Raw genomic sequence first — 15,601 nt, forward strand, 5'->3', positions numbered from 1 at the left:
CTCGGGTTTCTCCCGAAATTTGCCAAACAGGAAAGGGTGTACATAAATGAAGTTTAGTGAATACACGTATACACGTCCCGATCTGGAACATATCAAAACCTCTTTCGGTGAGCTGCTGAAGGGATTTGAAGCAGCGGCTACGGTGGAAGAGCAAACTGAATTCATGGACAAGATCAATGCGATGCGCAGTGATTTTGAAACCCAGGCACAACTGGTCTACATCCGCCATTCCATTGATACGAACGATGAGTTCTATAAAGCAGAGAATGAGTTTCTGGATGAAAATCAGCCGGTGGTGCAGGAGTACATTACTGATTTTTACCGTGCACTCGTAAACTCCAAGTTTCGTGCGGCACTGGAAGAGAAGCTGGGCTCACAGCTGTTCCAGCTGGCAGAGCTTTCGCTGAAAACATTCAGCCCGGAAGTGATTGAGGAGCTGCAAAAGGAAAACAAACTTTCTACTGAATATAACCAGCTGATTGCTTCAGCCAAAATTCCGTTTGAAGGCGAAGAGCGTACACTGCCACAGCTGCATCCATTTGAGTTGTCAACAGACCGCGCTATGCGGGAACGTGCTTCGGCCGCTCGATATGCTTTCATGGCTGAGCATGAAGCTGAATTTGACCGCATCTATGATGAGCTGGTGAAGGTGCGCACACAGATTGCGAAGAAGCTCGGGTATGCAAGCTATGTGGAGCTGGGTTATGATCGTATGAATCGTACGGATTATAATGCGGAGATGGTAGCTAATTTCCGTGCACAGGTTCGCGATTATATCGTGCCCGTAGCCACTAAGCTCAGAGAACGTCAGCGCAGCCGGATCGATGTAGACACGCTCTATTTTTACGATCAAGGCTTCAGCTTCAAGACGGGAAACCCAACACCGAAAGGTGATGCAGACTGGATTGTGGAGAACGGCAAAAAGATGTATGCCGAGCTGTCCCCGGAAACCGATGTGTTCTTCCAGATGATGACGGATAATGAACTGATGGATCTGGTCAGCAAAAAAGGTAAACAGGGCGGGGGATACTGTACCTTCCTGAACGATTATAAAGTTCCGTTTATTTTCTCCAACTTCAACGGCACGTCGGGTGATATTGATGTGTTGACACATGAAGCGGGACATGCGTTCCAAGTGTACCAAAGCCGTAACTTTGCTGTGCCGGAGTATAACTGGCCGACGTATGAATCTGCAGAGATTCATTCGATGAGCATGGAATTTTTCACCTGGCCGTGGATGGAGCTGTTCTTCAAGGAAGACACGGACAAGTACAAGTTTGATCATCTCTCCTCTGCACTGCTGTTTATTCCGTACGGCGTAGCTGTAGATGAATTCCAGCACTTTGTGTATGCCAACCCTGATGCTACACCAACAGAGCGTAAGCAGGCATGGCGCAATATCGAGAAAATTTATCTGCCGCATATCAACTACAAGGATAATACGTATCTGGAGCAAGGTGGATTCTGGCATAAGCAAGGGCACATTTTCTCATCGCCATTTTATTATATCGACTACACGCTGGCTCAAATCTGTGCATTCCAGTTCTGGAAACGCAGCAATGAGGATATGAAATCGGCATGGGCAGATTATCTGACACTGTGTAAGGCTGGCGGAAGTCTGTCCTTCACCGGACTGGTTGAGCTGGCTGGATTAAACTCACCATTTGAGGATGGCTGTGTTTCCTCCGTCATCGGTGACATTGAGGCATGGCTTGATGGTGTGAACGACAAGGCGCTGTAGTGATTTAAAGGCGGCGGCTAACGATCCCCACAGAGCTTATTTCGCTATTTTGATGTGATTTTGTGATCTAACGATTCGTAGTAACGTTATTTACGGGTTTTCGCCCGTTTCGTCCTGTGTTTATCCGCAAATAGGCGAAATAGCGTCGCTGGGAATCGTTAGATTTTTTTATGCGTAAATGAGTGGAAATGAGGCTTCTGGAGATCGTTAGACCTTCTACCTCGATCTTCGTACTTCGTTCAGGCGGCTTGGACCCTCGGGTGTCCAGGTCGTTTTTTTCCTGTACATAGGAAGAATGTAACATTTATCAGTTGATTGTGATTTAATTCACTATGAGTGCAAACGGATTCAGTTACAATAAAATTAGTAAATCAGGTTGCAGGAGGCTGATTCAGATGGCAACACATGCATATTATGTCCCACCCGTGAATTTAATGGGAATAGGCTGTTTGCAGGATGCAGCTCCATTGATTGAACAGATGGCTATACGCAAGGCGCTGGTGGTTACGGATCATACACTGGTCACATCCGGTGTAGCCGAGCGTGTCTTGTCTATGCTGCGGACCGCAGGGGTAGACTACGTCGTATATGATGAGGTACAGCCCAATCCAACATGTCATCAGGTGCATGAGGGATTACAAGTATTCCAGAAACATGGCTGTGACGCCATTATATCGATAGGCGGGGGTTCACCGCAGGATGCGGCTAAAGCGATAGGCATCGTTGCTGCGAATGGTGGACACATCCGTGAATATGAAGGATTGCATCAATCGAAATATAAATCTGTACCGCTTGTAGCTATAAACACAACAGCAGGCACTTCAAGCGAGGTCACGATGAATTATGTCATTACAGATGAGGAGAGAAAAGTGAAAATGGTAATGGTGGATAGGAACTGTCTTGTTGATCTGTCGGTAAATGATCCCGAGCTTATGCTGAATAAACCTGCCAGTCTGACCGCGGCTACCGGGATGGATGCGTTAACCCATGCTGTAGAAGCGATGGTAACCCCTGGTGGTTTTACGGTAACTAGTGCAACGGCTGCGGCTGCGGTGAAGTTAATCTTTGAATATTTGCCACGAGCGGTGAAGGATGGTACGGATCTGGAAGCCAGGGAGTATATGACCTATGCGTGTTTCCTGGGAGGTATTGCTTTTAACAATGCGGGCTTAGGTTACGTTCATGCTATGGCGCATCAATTAGGCGGTGTATACGATCTGCCACATGGGGTATGCAACGCGATGCTGCTGCCTTATGTAGAAGAGTTGAATGCCAAGCATGTACCGGACAAATTCCGTCATATTGCCAAGGCGATTGGATTGGATGTGAAGGAACGTACGGATGAGGAATGTGCCGACTATGTGATTACAGCAATTCGCGAGCTGGCGAGGGAAGTAGGTATTCCTGAAAAATTGTCTGAGCTCGGCGTGCATAACCCTGATGTGGAGCTGCTGGCGAGCAATGCGATGAAGGATGCCTGCGCACCAGGCAATCCGTACCAGCCATCCAGGGATGAAGTCATAGACTTGTTCCGCAAAATAATCTAATCACGCTGTTATTTATTTATTTATTTATTTGAATCCTGCTTTCATTGAAGTCGCCAACCTTGGCGGCTTTTTTGACCTGATCGGGTTTACGATAACATAATTCGAAGTGAAGCCTGTATGATAAAAAAGTTAACGTAAGTTGCATTCCATATTATGATAGAAATTCGAAGGAAATCATTGTGGGATGGAGGCTGTTATGAAACAGGATTTATGTGGGAATGCCCGGATATTTTCAATCTGACGGATCGGATAAGTGGGGAACAGCGAAATGTGCTGCTGATGTCTCCAGAGGGTATTCAACCGGGGCTGTTATATCATAGTCATGCGATGTGTAGTCTGGTTTCCTTTCAGGAGGAAAGCTGTGATATCGTAATTCCAGACCAGCTGCATATGGTAGATTACGGTCAGGATCTGTATGCCCCGCAGACTAATCTGGATGAGGCAGGACGCCGAGTCATGGTAGCCTGGATGCGAATGCCAGAACCTGTAGAGAAGCCGGGAGAAGAGTCGTGGATTGGCATGATGGTACTACCGCGTGTCATCGAGGTGGAGCAGGAGCATATTTATTTCCGTGTGCATCCTGAGGTGCAGCAATATTTCCAAAGAAATATCTCCTTGGAGCAGCTCGATTACGCTCAGCCGTTCCAGCTGCAAACTACGCTCCATGAGCATCACGTTCTGGATATCGGCGGTTATCGCATATGGCTGAAGGATGGCAGATTGCGTACGGATCGTTCGGACGTATTTCGGGGTCTTGAGCAGTACAATCTTCACTTTCAAACGCCTGAATGACATGGAGAGTGATAGCTTGATATTTTTGTGGAGCCCAACTTGATCGAGATTTTTGTGAATCAGGGGCAGTATGTGCTGAGCAATGTTGTATATGTACGCTATGAGGGCAATTGGAATGTAAAATAGGCGAGGTTTGAGCCGGGCAGATCCGGCTTTTTTGACGTGCATCTGTGAAGTGTGGCTGTAGACATCTTCACAAATAAGGTGTAATAAGTAATAATGTAGGTCGGACTATTGTCAACATATGACATGACATCAGGAGGTCACATGAAACTCAGTACAAACGATCTAAGCCGTTATCTAAGGCAGTACGAGGTTTATTTGAGTGTAGAGCGCAACCTATCCCATAAATCCATTAAAGCCTATCTCTCGGATTTGAACAGATTGGTACTATGGCTGAATGCTAACGAAATGAATGATTTGACTGGAAATAATCTACGGATGTACCTTGAGCATTTAACGAGCGAGCAGACGCTTAAAGACTCTACGATTAAGAGAAAATACATATGCTTCAAAGCTTTTTTCAATTATCTTGTTCAAAATGGGGATATCGAGGAATCACCAATATATGGTTATGGAAAGAAGTTTAAAACAGCCAGACGTATTCCGAAGACACTCTCCGTTAATGAGATTGAGAAATTATTGAATGCTCCGCAAGAGCACATGGCCCACCTGCATACGATTTTTCGCAAAAGAATTAATCTTCGGAACGCCGCGATCATCGAATTGTTGTATGTCATTGGCATTCGAATTGGTGAGTTAGTCAATATTGACCTTGACCATATTGATCTTGAAGAGAGAACGGTATTAATCTTCGGAAAAGGCCGTAAGGAACGATTACTGTATATCTCAAGTGAAGAGGTTATTCAAAAAATCAAAAGCTGGCTTGAAGCTCGTGAGCATTTCCGGCCTCAGAGTCAGGCGCTTTTTCTGAATAAATACGGTCAAAGACTCTCCATATATTCCATTGAGGATATTTTTTCTAAATATAGAGACTTGGCTAAGGTAAGTAAAACTTCAACGCCTCATTATCTTCGCCATAGCTTTGCAACGCACCTGTTAAACAACGGCGCTGATCTCCGATCAGTACAAGAAATTCTGGGACACACTAACGTCAGCACAACACAAATTTACACAGAGGTATCGGTGGAGCGGAAGAAGGACGTACTATCGAGATTTAACCCACGAAATAACTTGAAGGTGTAGCGAAAAACCTCCTAATAACTATAAATTATTAGTATGTAATTTCTCGATTCATTGCCAGACGCAATTCGATGTTACTTTCATACTTTCCTATATCATTCGACACATTTATATATATTCCTCTAAAAATTTACAAGCGAATTGCCGTTTTGTGATTCATAAGACCCTCTTTTTTCATTTTTGTAGGATAATGGGCTCACACTTAATATTTTACCAGAATATTACCAAAAGGATTTTAATTCATGTTTAGCGAATACATTAAAATAACAGCGGCCGGGCCAGAAAAGGGTAGAAAAATGCTTGTTCTCCAGCCTGGACAGCACAATTTTTTCTAACGCCGCAGTTACAGCACGTTTCCTCGATTACATTCCTGTTTAATGGGTATTAGGACTATTTTTCGATACCTGTCTGTGTAACATCTTCAACGCAAGTAAAGTCGTATTCTACGTTGAGCAACGTTTTCCGAATGATCAGCACCTTCAACAACCTGAATACCATTAACATGATCCGCAGTACAAAGGCCATCAGTCATCTTCACCATTAATGGAGCAGCACCAAGATCAGCACCAAGATCACATCTTCGTTATCTCAAACAAAGACTTCCCGTTACATAGGAGCGATGTCTTGTTTTGTTACACATCTGTACAGCACGCTCCTAGTCATAACAGCCGTGTTATCACAACTGAATATTACGATTATGGGCTCTGAAATGAATCAGAATGAATGCATGTGGAGGAGGCTGTAATGATGGCAAAAAAAGAGGTCGTCGCAATGCTTCTGGCCGGAGGGCAGGGCAAACGGTTGAAAGGGTTGACGAAATCACTCGCGAAACCCGCGGTTTATTTTGGAGGAACGTATCGTATTATTGATTTTCCACTAAGCAACTGCTCGAATTCGGGAATTGACACGGTGGGGGTTCTGACGCAGTATGAACCGCTCGTGCTGCATTCCTATATTGGTATTGGCAGTGACTGGGACCTGGACCGCAAAAATGGCGGGGTCTTCGTGCTACCTCCCCATGAACGGGAAGATGGAAGCAATTGGTACCGGGGTACGGCAGATGCGATTTATCGCAACCTGAACTTCATTGAACAATTTGATCCCGAACATGTGCTGATTCTATCTGGCGATCATATTTATAAGATGGACTACGACAAGATGCTTCAGTATCACAAGGAAAAAAATGCCGACTGCACCATTTCAGTGATTGATGTACCGCTGGAGGAAGCAAGCCGTTTTGGCATTTTGAATACCAATAAAGACTACAGCATCTATGAATTCGAGGAAAAACCTTCTCAGCCTCGAAGCACCCTTGCTTCCATGGGCATCTATCTCTTCAAATGGGATGTGCTGAAACGCTTCCTGATCCAGGATGAACAGCAGCCGTCCACCTCCTATGACTTTGGTAAAGACATTATTCCTTTGCTGCTTGAAAATGACAAATCCTTATTTGCCTATCCGTTTGAAGGCTATTGGAAAGACGTTGGAACGATTCGCAGTCTGTGGGAGTCCAATATGGACCTGCTGGATGAGGAGACGCCGCTGAATCTGAATGATCCGAACTGGCGTATTTTTACCCGCAACCCGAATCAGCCTGCTCAATATATATCACCTGCCGCCAAGGTGCGTAACTGCATTATCAGCGAGGGTAGCATCGTGCACGGAGAGGTGAAGCATTCTGTCCTGTTCTATGGCACCGAGGTGGGAGAGAACAGCACCGTCATTGATTCCGTTGTTATGCCGAGAGTTCGCATTGGCCGGAATGTATCGATCCACAAAGCGATTATCTCGGAAGGTTTAGTGATACCGGATGATACCCGTATTGCACCTGCGCCCGGAGACGAAAGTGATATTCTGCTGGTGGATCAGGAGGAGCTGGAGCGTCAGCTGCGCCAAGGCATTACACCCTGACCCGTTGATGAGAGCAATGTGTGGATACAAGACGTTTTATTTTACCAATTTGTTTCAAAAAGGACGGTGCGCGCGATGAAATCATTGATCGGAGTTATTAACCTGGACCATGAACTTGAAGAATTGAAGGAATTGACGTATTTTCGCTGCGGAGCTGCGGTGCCTTATGCGGGGCGTTATCGTCTGATTGATTTTGTCTTGTCCAACATGATGAATGCAGGTATTGAGAGCATTGGTGTGTTTGTCCGCCGTAAATATCGTTCGCTGATGGACCATCTGGGAGATGGCAAGCCGTGGGACCTGGACCGCAAGCACGGCGGCATGTTTATTCTTCCCCCGGATTGGAACGATCCGACCGATACTTCGCAGGGAGACCTGCAGCATTTTCATAATAATCTGGATTTCTTCCACAGGGGTGCCGGGCAGTACGTCGTTCACGCGGGCAGCCGGCATGTGACCAAAGCCGATCTTCAGGATGTCTATCGGCATCATATCCGTTCGGGAGCGGACGTAACACTCGTTTGCAAAAAAGTAGATCAGCTGCTGCCTGAGCATGAGGCCTGCATCAAAGTTGATCATGATGTAGATGGCAATGTGGTGGACATTCACCAATGTGCGGACCATACGAATATATATACGGAGATTTTTATTATGGAAAAAGGGCTGTTCCTCAAGCAAGTGCAGCGCTGCATCGAGCATGGTGAAACACATTTCTTCCGTGACGCGATTCAGAAAAATCCGAGCGGTCTGAAGATCGCGGCTTATGCCTACGAAGGATATCATGCCGTTATTAATTCCATCGACAGCTACTATCGCAACAGTATGGACCTGCTGAATACAGGGCAGTACGACCAGCTGTTCAAGGAAGATCCGGTGCAAACCAAGATCAAATATGAAGCTCCTGCCAAATATCTGGAGTCGGCTGATGTGAAACACTCTTTGCTTGCCAACGGCTGCATCGTAGGCGGCGAGGTAGAGGACAGCATCCTGTTCCGGGGTGTGCATGTTGCCAAAGGAGCGAGGATCAAGGGCTCGATCATTATGCAGAAATGTTACATCGGCGAGGGCACCGTGCTGGAAAACGTCATTCTGGACAAAGATGTGAAGCTGACGGGCGGGCAGACATTAATCGGTGCCCCGTCGAAGCCGTATATTTTGGCAAAAAGCACTATTATTTAAAACAAAGCCTTATCCGATATCATCTATAACTATATATAAAAATAAAATCCTGCGGGTAAATTTTCAGGTTCTTGCCTTTTTGAACGCATGAAGTGCCACCGTTAAAGTTGCTATGTTGGTGCAGACGCAGTGGAGGGAACGAAATCGATTCTGGAGAAGCGAAGCGCTCGCCTTTGTCTCTCCATTTCAACCTTGTAAAAGGTGATCAGGAAATGGAAGAGACAACAGCGATCGAAAGAACGATTCGTGACCGAAACGGGTGCTCGGCGCCAACGTCCAGCATTTTAAAGCTGCCGCCTCATGTCTGATAAACAAGCCATGAACCGCACAAAGCTCGCAGTGATTTCACCGGGAGGAACCTACTTTTGTTTGACAACAAGGAAACGTTCAAGTCGATCTTTCAACGGAATCTCGTCAGCAAACTGGGCAAACCGATTGAAGAAGCTACAAAGGAAGACGTGTACCACGTGCTCGGCAGCATGATTCGCGAATATGCAGGCCAGGACTGGGCAGCCTCGAATCAGGGATTCAAGAAACGTCAGGATAAACAGGTGTATTACTTCTCGCTGGAATTTCTGATTGGACGTCTGCTCGGCAACAATCTGCTGAACGTGAATGAGCTGGAGCTGGTCCGTGACAGTCTGGCTGAGCTGGGCTTTTCACTGGAATGTATAGAGGAGCAGGAGTCGGATGCAGGTTTGGGTAACGGTGGTCTTGGACGACTCGCTGCCTGTTTTCTTGATTCCCTGGCCTCACTTGGTTATGCGGGACATGGATGCGGTATCCGGTACAAATACGGGTTATTTGAGCAGAAAATTATTAATGGCAACCAAGTGGAACTGCCGGATAACTGGTTGGAAAAGGGCAATGAGTGGGAGGTCCGGCGTGCAGACAAGAAGGTGGAGGTGCAGTTCTGGGGCCGGGTCGAGACTTATGAACAGGATGGACGGTACCATTTTGTAACGAAGGATGCCGAATCGGTCATTGCTGTGCCTTACGATGTGCCTGTCATCGGTTATGGTCATCCGCACGTCAATACATTACGTCTCTGGAGCGCTGAACCGAAGCGTGAAACCTCGATGGATACGCCGTCGAATTATTATGGATATCTCGATTACAGCCGTTCGGTAGAATCTATCTCCGAATTTTTGTACCCGGATGATTCCCAGTATGAAGGCAAGCTGCTGCGTTTGAAGCAGCAATATTTTATGTGCTCGGCTGGTGTGCAGAGTGCACTTCGTACATTTAACAAGCTGGGGCTGTCTTACGACCGTCTGCCAGACAAAGCGGCGTTTCATATCAATGACACCCATCCGACACTGGTCATTCCTGAACTGATGCGGATTCTGATGGACGAGAAGGGTTGTGGCTGGGACGAGGCGTGGGATATTACTACACGAACCGTGTCTTATACGAATCATACAACACTTAGTGAGGCACTGGAAAAATGGCCTGTGTCCATGATCAGCAAGCTGCTTCCACGGATCTATATGATTATCGAAGAGATCAATAAACGCTTCTGCGGCATGCTGCTGGATCGTTATCCGGGGGATTCGGATCGGGTTGAGCATATGGCAATTATTGCGAATGATCAGGTTCGCATGGCTCACCTCGCCATCGTGGGCAGTCATAGCGTGAACGGTGTAGCCGCACTGCACACGGAGATTCTGAAGGAGCGCGAGATGGCGCCTTTTTACGCCTTGTACCCGGAGCGCTTTAACAACAAAACCAATGGCATTACACACCGCCGCTGGTTAATGCATGCCAATCCGAAGCTGGCGAGTCTCATTACAGAAACGATCGGCAATGAATGGGTCACCGAGCCGGGCAGACTGGAGCAGCTGGCAGGTTTTGCGAATCAGGCCTCCTTCCAGGAGCAGTTTCGTGCGATCAAACGCGACAATAAAAATCGCCTGGCGGCATACATTCTCGATCATACCGGAACGACCGTTGACCCGGATTCGGTATTTGACGTACAGGTAAAAAGGCTGCATGGATACAAAAGACAGCTGCTGAACATTTTGCATGTGATGCATCTGTATAACAAGCTGAAGCGTGATGCTTCGTTTGATATGGTGCCGCGAACCTTTATTTTTGGAGCCAAGGCAGCGCCGAGTTATTATTTTGCCAAAAAAATTATCAAGCTGATTAACACGGTGGCGGACACGGTGAACCGCGATGCAGGCGTGAATGATCGATTAAAGGTCTTTTTCCTCGAAAATTATTCCGTTTCACTGGCCGAGAAGATTATTCCGGCGGCTGATGTCAGTGAACAGATCTCGACGGCGGGGAAGGAAGCGTCGGGTACAGGCAACATGAAGTTCATGATGAACGGTGCGTTAACGATCGGCACGATGGACGGTGCGAATGTAGAGATGGCAGAGCAGGTAGGCGAAGAAAATATGTTCATCTATGGTCTGCGCGCGGATGAAGTGCTGGAGTATTATCGAACGGGCAGCTATCGGCCAAACGAGATTGTCGAGCAGGATGAGCGCATCCGTGAGGTCGTGGAGCAGCTTGTGCACCCGGGCGCATTCTGTTATCGGGATGGGGAGTTCTGGGATGTTTATGATTCGCTGCTTGCCCATGGCGATGAATATTTTGTGTTGCGTGATTTTGCAGCCTATGCGGATGCACATGCCGCCATTGATCTGGCCTACCGGGATGTTCCGGGCTGGACCCGCAAGGCTGTGTTAAATACAGCACATTCAGGCATTTTCTCCAGCGACCGCACGATTAGCGAGTATGCTACAGACATATGGGGCATTCAGCCGGTGTCGGGATATTGGAAAGGTTAGTTGTCGGGAGATTAGAAGGTTAGTTGTCGAGAGATTAGAGAGCTTAGTTGTCAGAGTATTAAAGAGGTTAGCCGTAGAAGTTTCAAAGGAAATCTGTTCTCTCTTGTTCAAAGTCTGCATCCTGTGGTTAGCCAAGTCTGCCGCAGGATGCAGCTGCGGACAAGAGATTTTTTGCTATATGCTTGGATAATGTGAGCAGTTCCCCACGACTTGCTCTGGTCATCATTTGAACAATACAAGAGTCGCCCCCCCATACAGGGAGCAAGTTCGCATTCAGTATCAAAAAAAGCCCGGGTACTCCAGTCATACTAAGTGAAGGAACAGACCAGTAAAGTACATATTCTATTCAGGAACAGGAGATGTAAATGTTATGGATCATTACTCACGTATTCAGCTTGCCATTGAACATCTGGAAGCACATCTGCATGAACCTTTTAATATGAAGGAGGCTGCAGCAGCAGCGAGCTTTTCGGCTTTTCATTTTCAGCGACTGTTTCAAGCGATTACCGGTTTTACTGTGCTGGAGTATGTGCGCAAACGCAGGTTAACAGAGGCGGCTTCTGCGCTGCGGAATACGGCGATGGGGGTGCTGGAGATTGCTTTGAATTATGGGTATCAGTCTCAGGAAGCTTTTACCCGGGCATTTGATGCTCACTTTGGAACGACACCAGCCCGTTTTCGAAAAGCAGAAGAACCCGCTGTAGAGGCACAAATGCAGTGCAGCATCAATTTTAACGAATTCCGCTCACAGCTTGGCACTGCGTTCCATATGAATCCGCCACGTCTGGTTACATTGAAGCCGATCCATATTATAGGTTACGAATATCAGACACATCTGAATGGTGAGCAGCATTACGGAGAAATTCCCGGATTCTATCATGAGTTTGGTCGTGAGCAAAGGTTCATGAGCATTCCTGATCGGTTTCGCCCGGATATGGCGTACGGGGTTGCGACTCATTTTCAAGAGGATGGAGCATTTTCGTTTATTATAGGGGAGGAGAGCGGTGGAAGGAATGAATCTCTGGAAACTTTCGCTCTTGAACCCGGATATACCAGCCTGGAGATTCCGGGCGGCTTGTATGCCGAGTTTATTACCGAAGGCGCCGAGCAGGACGTGCGCAGAATGATCTATGGCAGCTGGCTGCCTGCATCCAAATACGAGCGCCGCGAAGGGCCGGATTTTGAAGTGACGGATGTGTGGAAATCAACACCGGAGCGGCTGGATATGAAGATATATATTCCGTTAAAATAGACGTTCCGGGAGTAAAGATTCGAAGCGGATCGCTTGATGCGACCAGGGTTTCGGGTCTTTTTTGCGTATGAACCGGGTTCAGGTGTTTACAAGGGTTTCTTTTCGGATAAAACATATTAACGGGTGAATTACTTCACAAGAGAGAAAAGCGAGGTGGGCATTATCGTTTGGTGGAAGGAAAGTGTGGTATATCAGATTTACCCGAGCAGCTTCAAGGATACTGACGGCGATGGTTACGGCGATTTACAGGGAATCTGTGAGAAGCTGGATTATCTGGAGAAGCTCGGGGTGGATGTAATCTGGATTTGTCCGATATACGATTCACCAGGTCATGATAACGGCTACGATATCCGTGATTATTATGCTATTTTACGAAAATACGGCACGATGGAAGATTTCGACCGTCTGCTTGCCGAGGCACACAGGCGCGGACTCAAAATTATGATGGATCTTGTGCTTAACCACACGTCGGATGAACATGCCTGGTTTGCCGAATCTCGTTCCTCGAGAACAAACGCGAAGCGTGACTATTACATCTGGCGTTCAGGTAAAAACGGGCAGGTGCCGAACAACTGGGAGTCTTATTTTGGAGGCTCGGTGTGGAAGCATGACCCGGAAACCAATGAATATTATTTGCATCTGTACTCGGAGCATCAGCCCGATCTGAACTGGAACAACCCGGAGATGGCGGAAGAGATGTACGAGATGGTGCATTGGTGGCTGGAAAAAGGGGTGGACGGCTTCCGCTTCGATGCAGTGGCTCATATCGCCAAGGCAGATGGTTTGCCAAGTGCCCACAACCCGAACAATCTGCCTGTGGTGCAGGCGTATGAGCTGTTTTCCAATCTGGAGCAAGTGCACGCCATCCTGCGCAAGCTGAACAACATGATTCTCAAGCCGTATGGCCCGATGACAGTAGGGGAAACCTCGGGGCTTGGACCTGAGCAGGCTTTGGCTTATGTGGGTACAGATCGGGATGAGTTAAACATGGTGTTTCAGTTCGAGCATATGTTCATTGATGCCCGCTCTTCCGGCATTGGCAAATGGAATTACAAGCCATGGAAGCTAACCGAGTTAAAAGAAATTATGAGTCGCTGGCAGACGGTACTGCATGGCCGGGGCTGGAATGCCAATTATATGGGCAATCATGATCAGCCGCGCCCGGTGTCGCGTTTTGGAGATGATGGAAAATACAGAGTACGCTCGGCTCAGATGCTGGCAACGTGGATGTTAACCCTGGAAGGCACACCATACATCTATCAGGGGGAAGAGATTGGCATGACCAATGTGGCTTTCCCGGATATCGAGCAGTACCGGGATATCGAAACGAAAAATTATTACAATCACTATATCGGGCAAGGGAAATCCAAACATGAAGTCATGGAGGCCATCTGGCTGAAAAGCCGGGACAATGCCCGTACACCCATGCAGTGGGATGACTCGAAGCACGCAGGTTTTACGACAGGCGAGCCGTGGATTGAAGTAAACGGCAATTATGCCGGGATCAATGTCGCGGAAGCGGAAAGGGATCCGCATTCCATTTTGCATTATTACCGCAAATTGATTGCACTGCGCAAACAGCATCACGCTCTGATCTATGGAGCCTATGAGTTGCTGCTGCCGGATCACCCGGAGATTTATGCATATACGCGTACTCTGGAGGAGGAAGGGTGGCTGATTGTGATGAACTTTAGTGCCAACGAGCCCGAAATGGCTTGGCCGGAGGGCTGGAATGCAGAAGAGGCCAAATGTATGATGTGTAACGTCAGCAGGCGTTATTCGACCGACGAAGGAGCTATGTTGCTGCAGCCGTATGAAGCGAGGGTGTACTGTAAGAAGCGTAAGAGCGGCGAGTAAGCAACTTGCAAGCAGTGTATAAATATCATGTGTAAGTATCCAGATCGCACATTATGCTGACAGCATGGCAGTATACAGAAAGAACCATAACATTTGCGTCACAAGATTGGATGCGTTCAAACCGTTTCATCTTACATGTATGTAAGTATGTTATTGAGTGTGGTTGGCTGTCGTACGTAACAAAGATGACAGTTTTGCGCTCGCAGTGTGTACTGAATTATAATTAATTTAAAAATATATTCGAATATAAGTTGAAATTTTTGTTCACACAGACACGGAGAGAACAGAAAAAACCTGGAAAAGCGGAGCTAAAAGCTTTCTGCAAGAAAGCTACATCGGAAGCATAAGCTTCGCCTTTATCACCGGATTTTTCCCTTTAGAAAAGGAATCGAAAAAATCTGGGGATAACAGCTACTCTCCAGGTTATTCTGTCATCGAAGTAGAAACTGTGAACAACGTTAATTCAACTTATATAGATGTCAGGAGGAACCTGAATTGTTGAACATTACGTATCACGGACACTCCAGTGTGCAGCTGGGCACAGAAGAAAAGTCGCTCATTATTGATCCTTTCCTGCGTGGCAATGAGCTTGCGGTGGTTAAACCGGAAGATATCAAGACAGATGTGGTGCTGTTAACCCATGCACATATGGATCACATTCTGGATGCTGAACCGATTGCCAAAGCCAATGATGCCAAAGTGGTGGCGATTGTGGAACTGGCTACATATATGTCGTGGAAAGGGCTGGATACCATTGGCATGAATATGGGCGGCACAGTCGATCTTGACTTTGCCAAAGCAAAAATGATCCAGGCCTTCCATACATCCGGCATTGTGCTGGAAGAGGAGCAGCGGATTATGTATGCGGGATTACCCGCCGGATTTATTATTGATATTGATGGCAAAACGGTGCTGCATGCCGGAGATACAAGTCTCTTCGGTGATATGAAAATGATCGGGGACCGTCACAACATTGATGTTGCTTTTCTGCCAATTGGCGGGCATTATACGATGGGACCCGAGGATGCACTGCAGGCGGCAGAATGGTTTAATGCCAAGCTGACCATTCCCGTTCACTATGACACCTTTCCTGTCATCCGTCAGGACGCAGAGCAATTTGTGCAGCAGCTCGCTGCAAGAGGGCTAGAGGGCCGTGTGCTGGCACCGGGGGACTCCATTTCGCTGTAAAAAGGAAGCAGATTTGAAGCCAGTTTCATAATAAAAAACACGCGTGTTGAATATCTAATTTATGTAAATTTATTTTGCTGAAACACCGAACTTAAAAAATGTTCATGTTGCATCACCAGTCGCCATTCGGCGG

Annotated in this window: 11 protein-coding genes; all 11 read left to right on the forward strand. The window is 47.0% G+C overall.

Annotated features, from left to right (window positions below; all coding sequences use genetic code 11):
- The first annotated feature begins 46 nt into the window (after positions 1-46).
- Positions 47-1,741 (forward strand): M3 family oligoendopeptidase, encoded by a 1,695-nt coding sequence (locus tag HNR77_RS17160; protein WP_184186816.1) that lies wholly within the window; start codon positions 47-49, stop codon positions 1,739-1,741.
- Positions 1,742-2,136: 395 nt separating this feature from the next.
- Positions 2,137-3,288 carry an iron-containing alcohol dehydrogenase gene (locus tag HNR77_RS17165; protein ID WP_184186819.1) on the forward strand — a complete coding sequence of 384 codons (1,152 nt, stop codon included), beginning with the start codon at positions 2,137-2,139 and terminating at the stop codon, positions 3,286-3,288.
- A 210-nt stretch (positions 3,289-3,498) separates the two neighbouring features.
- Complete coding sequence (locus tag HNR77_RS17170; protein ID WP_221443887.1) at positions 3,499-4,080, forward strand: glycoside hydrolase family 32 protein; 582 nt, start codon at positions 3,499-3,501, stop codon at positions 4,078-4,080.
- A gap of 27 nt (positions 4,081-4,107) precedes the next feature.
- A complete protein-coding gene (locus HNR77_RS30800) occupies positions 4,108-4,206 on the forward strand; it encodes a hypothetical protein (protein ID WP_397367007.1) in 99 nt (32 codons plus the stop codon).
- A gap of 141 nt (positions 4,207-4,347) precedes the next feature.
- The gene (locus HNR77_RS17175; protein ID WP_184186825.1) at positions 4,348-5,286 is read left to right on the forward strand and encodes a tyrosine-type recombinase/integrase; all 939 of its coding nucleotides are present in this window, start codon (positions 4,348-4,350) and stop codon (positions 5,284-5,286) included.
- A 744-nt stretch (positions 5,287-6,030) separates the two neighbouring features.
- On the forward strand, positions 6,031-7,194 hold the full coding sequence (locus HNR77_RS17180) for a glucose-1-phosphate adenylyltransferase (RefSeq protein ID WP_311768642.1): 1,164 nt from the start codon (positions 6,031-6,033) through the stop codon (positions 7,192-7,194).
- A 75-nt stretch (positions 7,195-7,269) separates the two neighbouring features.
- Entirely contained in the window at positions 7,270-8,373 is a 1,104-nt protein-coding gene (gene glgD / locus HNR77_RS17185) for a glucose-1-phosphate adenylyltransferase subunit GlgD (protein WP_184186831.1), read from the forward strand.
- A gap of 365 nt (positions 8,374-8,738) precedes the next feature.
- On the forward strand, positions 8,739-11,171 hold the full coding sequence (locus HNR77_RS17190; RefSeq protein ID WP_184186834.1) for a glycogen/starch/alpha-glucan phosphorylase: 2,433 nt from the start codon (positions 8,739-8,741) through the stop codon (positions 11,169-11,171).
- A 370-nt stretch (positions 11,172-11,541) separates the two neighbouring features.
- On the forward strand, positions 11,542-12,423 hold the full coding sequence (locus HNR77_RS17195) for an AraC family transcriptional regulator (protein ID WP_184186837.1): 882 nt from the start codon (positions 11,542-11,544) through the stop codon (positions 12,421-12,423).
- Positions 12,424-12,546: 123 nt separating this feature from the next.
- Complete coding sequence (locus HNR77_RS17200; protein ID WP_397367010.1) at positions 12,547-14,280, forward strand: glycoside hydrolase family 13 protein; 1,734 nt, start codon at positions 12,547-12,549, stop codon at positions 14,278-14,280.
- Between the two features lie 495 nt (positions 14,281-14,775).
- The gene (locus HNR77_RS17205) at positions 14,776-15,468 is read left to right on the forward strand and encodes a metal-dependent hydrolase (RefSeq protein ID WP_184186840.1); all 693 of its coding nucleotides are present in this window, start codon (positions 14,776-14,778) and stop codon (positions 15,466-15,468) included.
- The last annotated feature ends 133 nt before the right edge of the window (positions 15,469-15,601 follow it).

The organism is Paenibacillus sp. JGP012 (genome assembly GCF_014203995.1).
Lineage (GTDB): Bacteria > Bacillota > Bacilli > Paenibacillales > Paenibacillaceae > Paenibacillus > Paenibacillus silvae.

Coding starts and splice junctions, on each gene's coding strand:
- HNR77_RS17165 (WP_184186819.1), top strand. CDS start 2,137: ATGGCAACACATGCATATTATGTCCCACCCGTGAATTTAATGGGAATA.
- HNR77_RS17160 (WP_184186816.1), top strand. CDS start 47: ATGAAGTTTAGTGAATACACGTATACACGTCCCGATCTGGAACATATC.
- HNR77_RS17175 (WP_184186825.1), top strand. CDS start 4,348: ATGAAACTCAGTACAAACGATCTAAGCCGTTATCTAAGGCAGTACGAG.
- HNR77_RS17195 (WP_184186837.1), top strand. CDS start 11,542: ATGGATCATTACTCACGTATTCAGCTTGCCATTGAACATCTGGAAGCA.
- HNR77_RS17170 (WP_221443887.1), top strand. CDS start 3,499: ATGTGGGAATGCCCGGATATTTTCAATCTGACGGATCGGATAAGTGGG.
- HNR77_RS17180 (WP_311768642.1), top strand. CDS start 6,031: ATGGCAAAAAAAGAGGTCGTCGCAATGCTTCTGGCCGGAGGGCAGGGC.
- glgD (WP_184186831.1), top strand. CDS start 7,270: ATGAAATCATTGATCGGAGTTATTAACCTGGACCATGAACTTGAAGAA.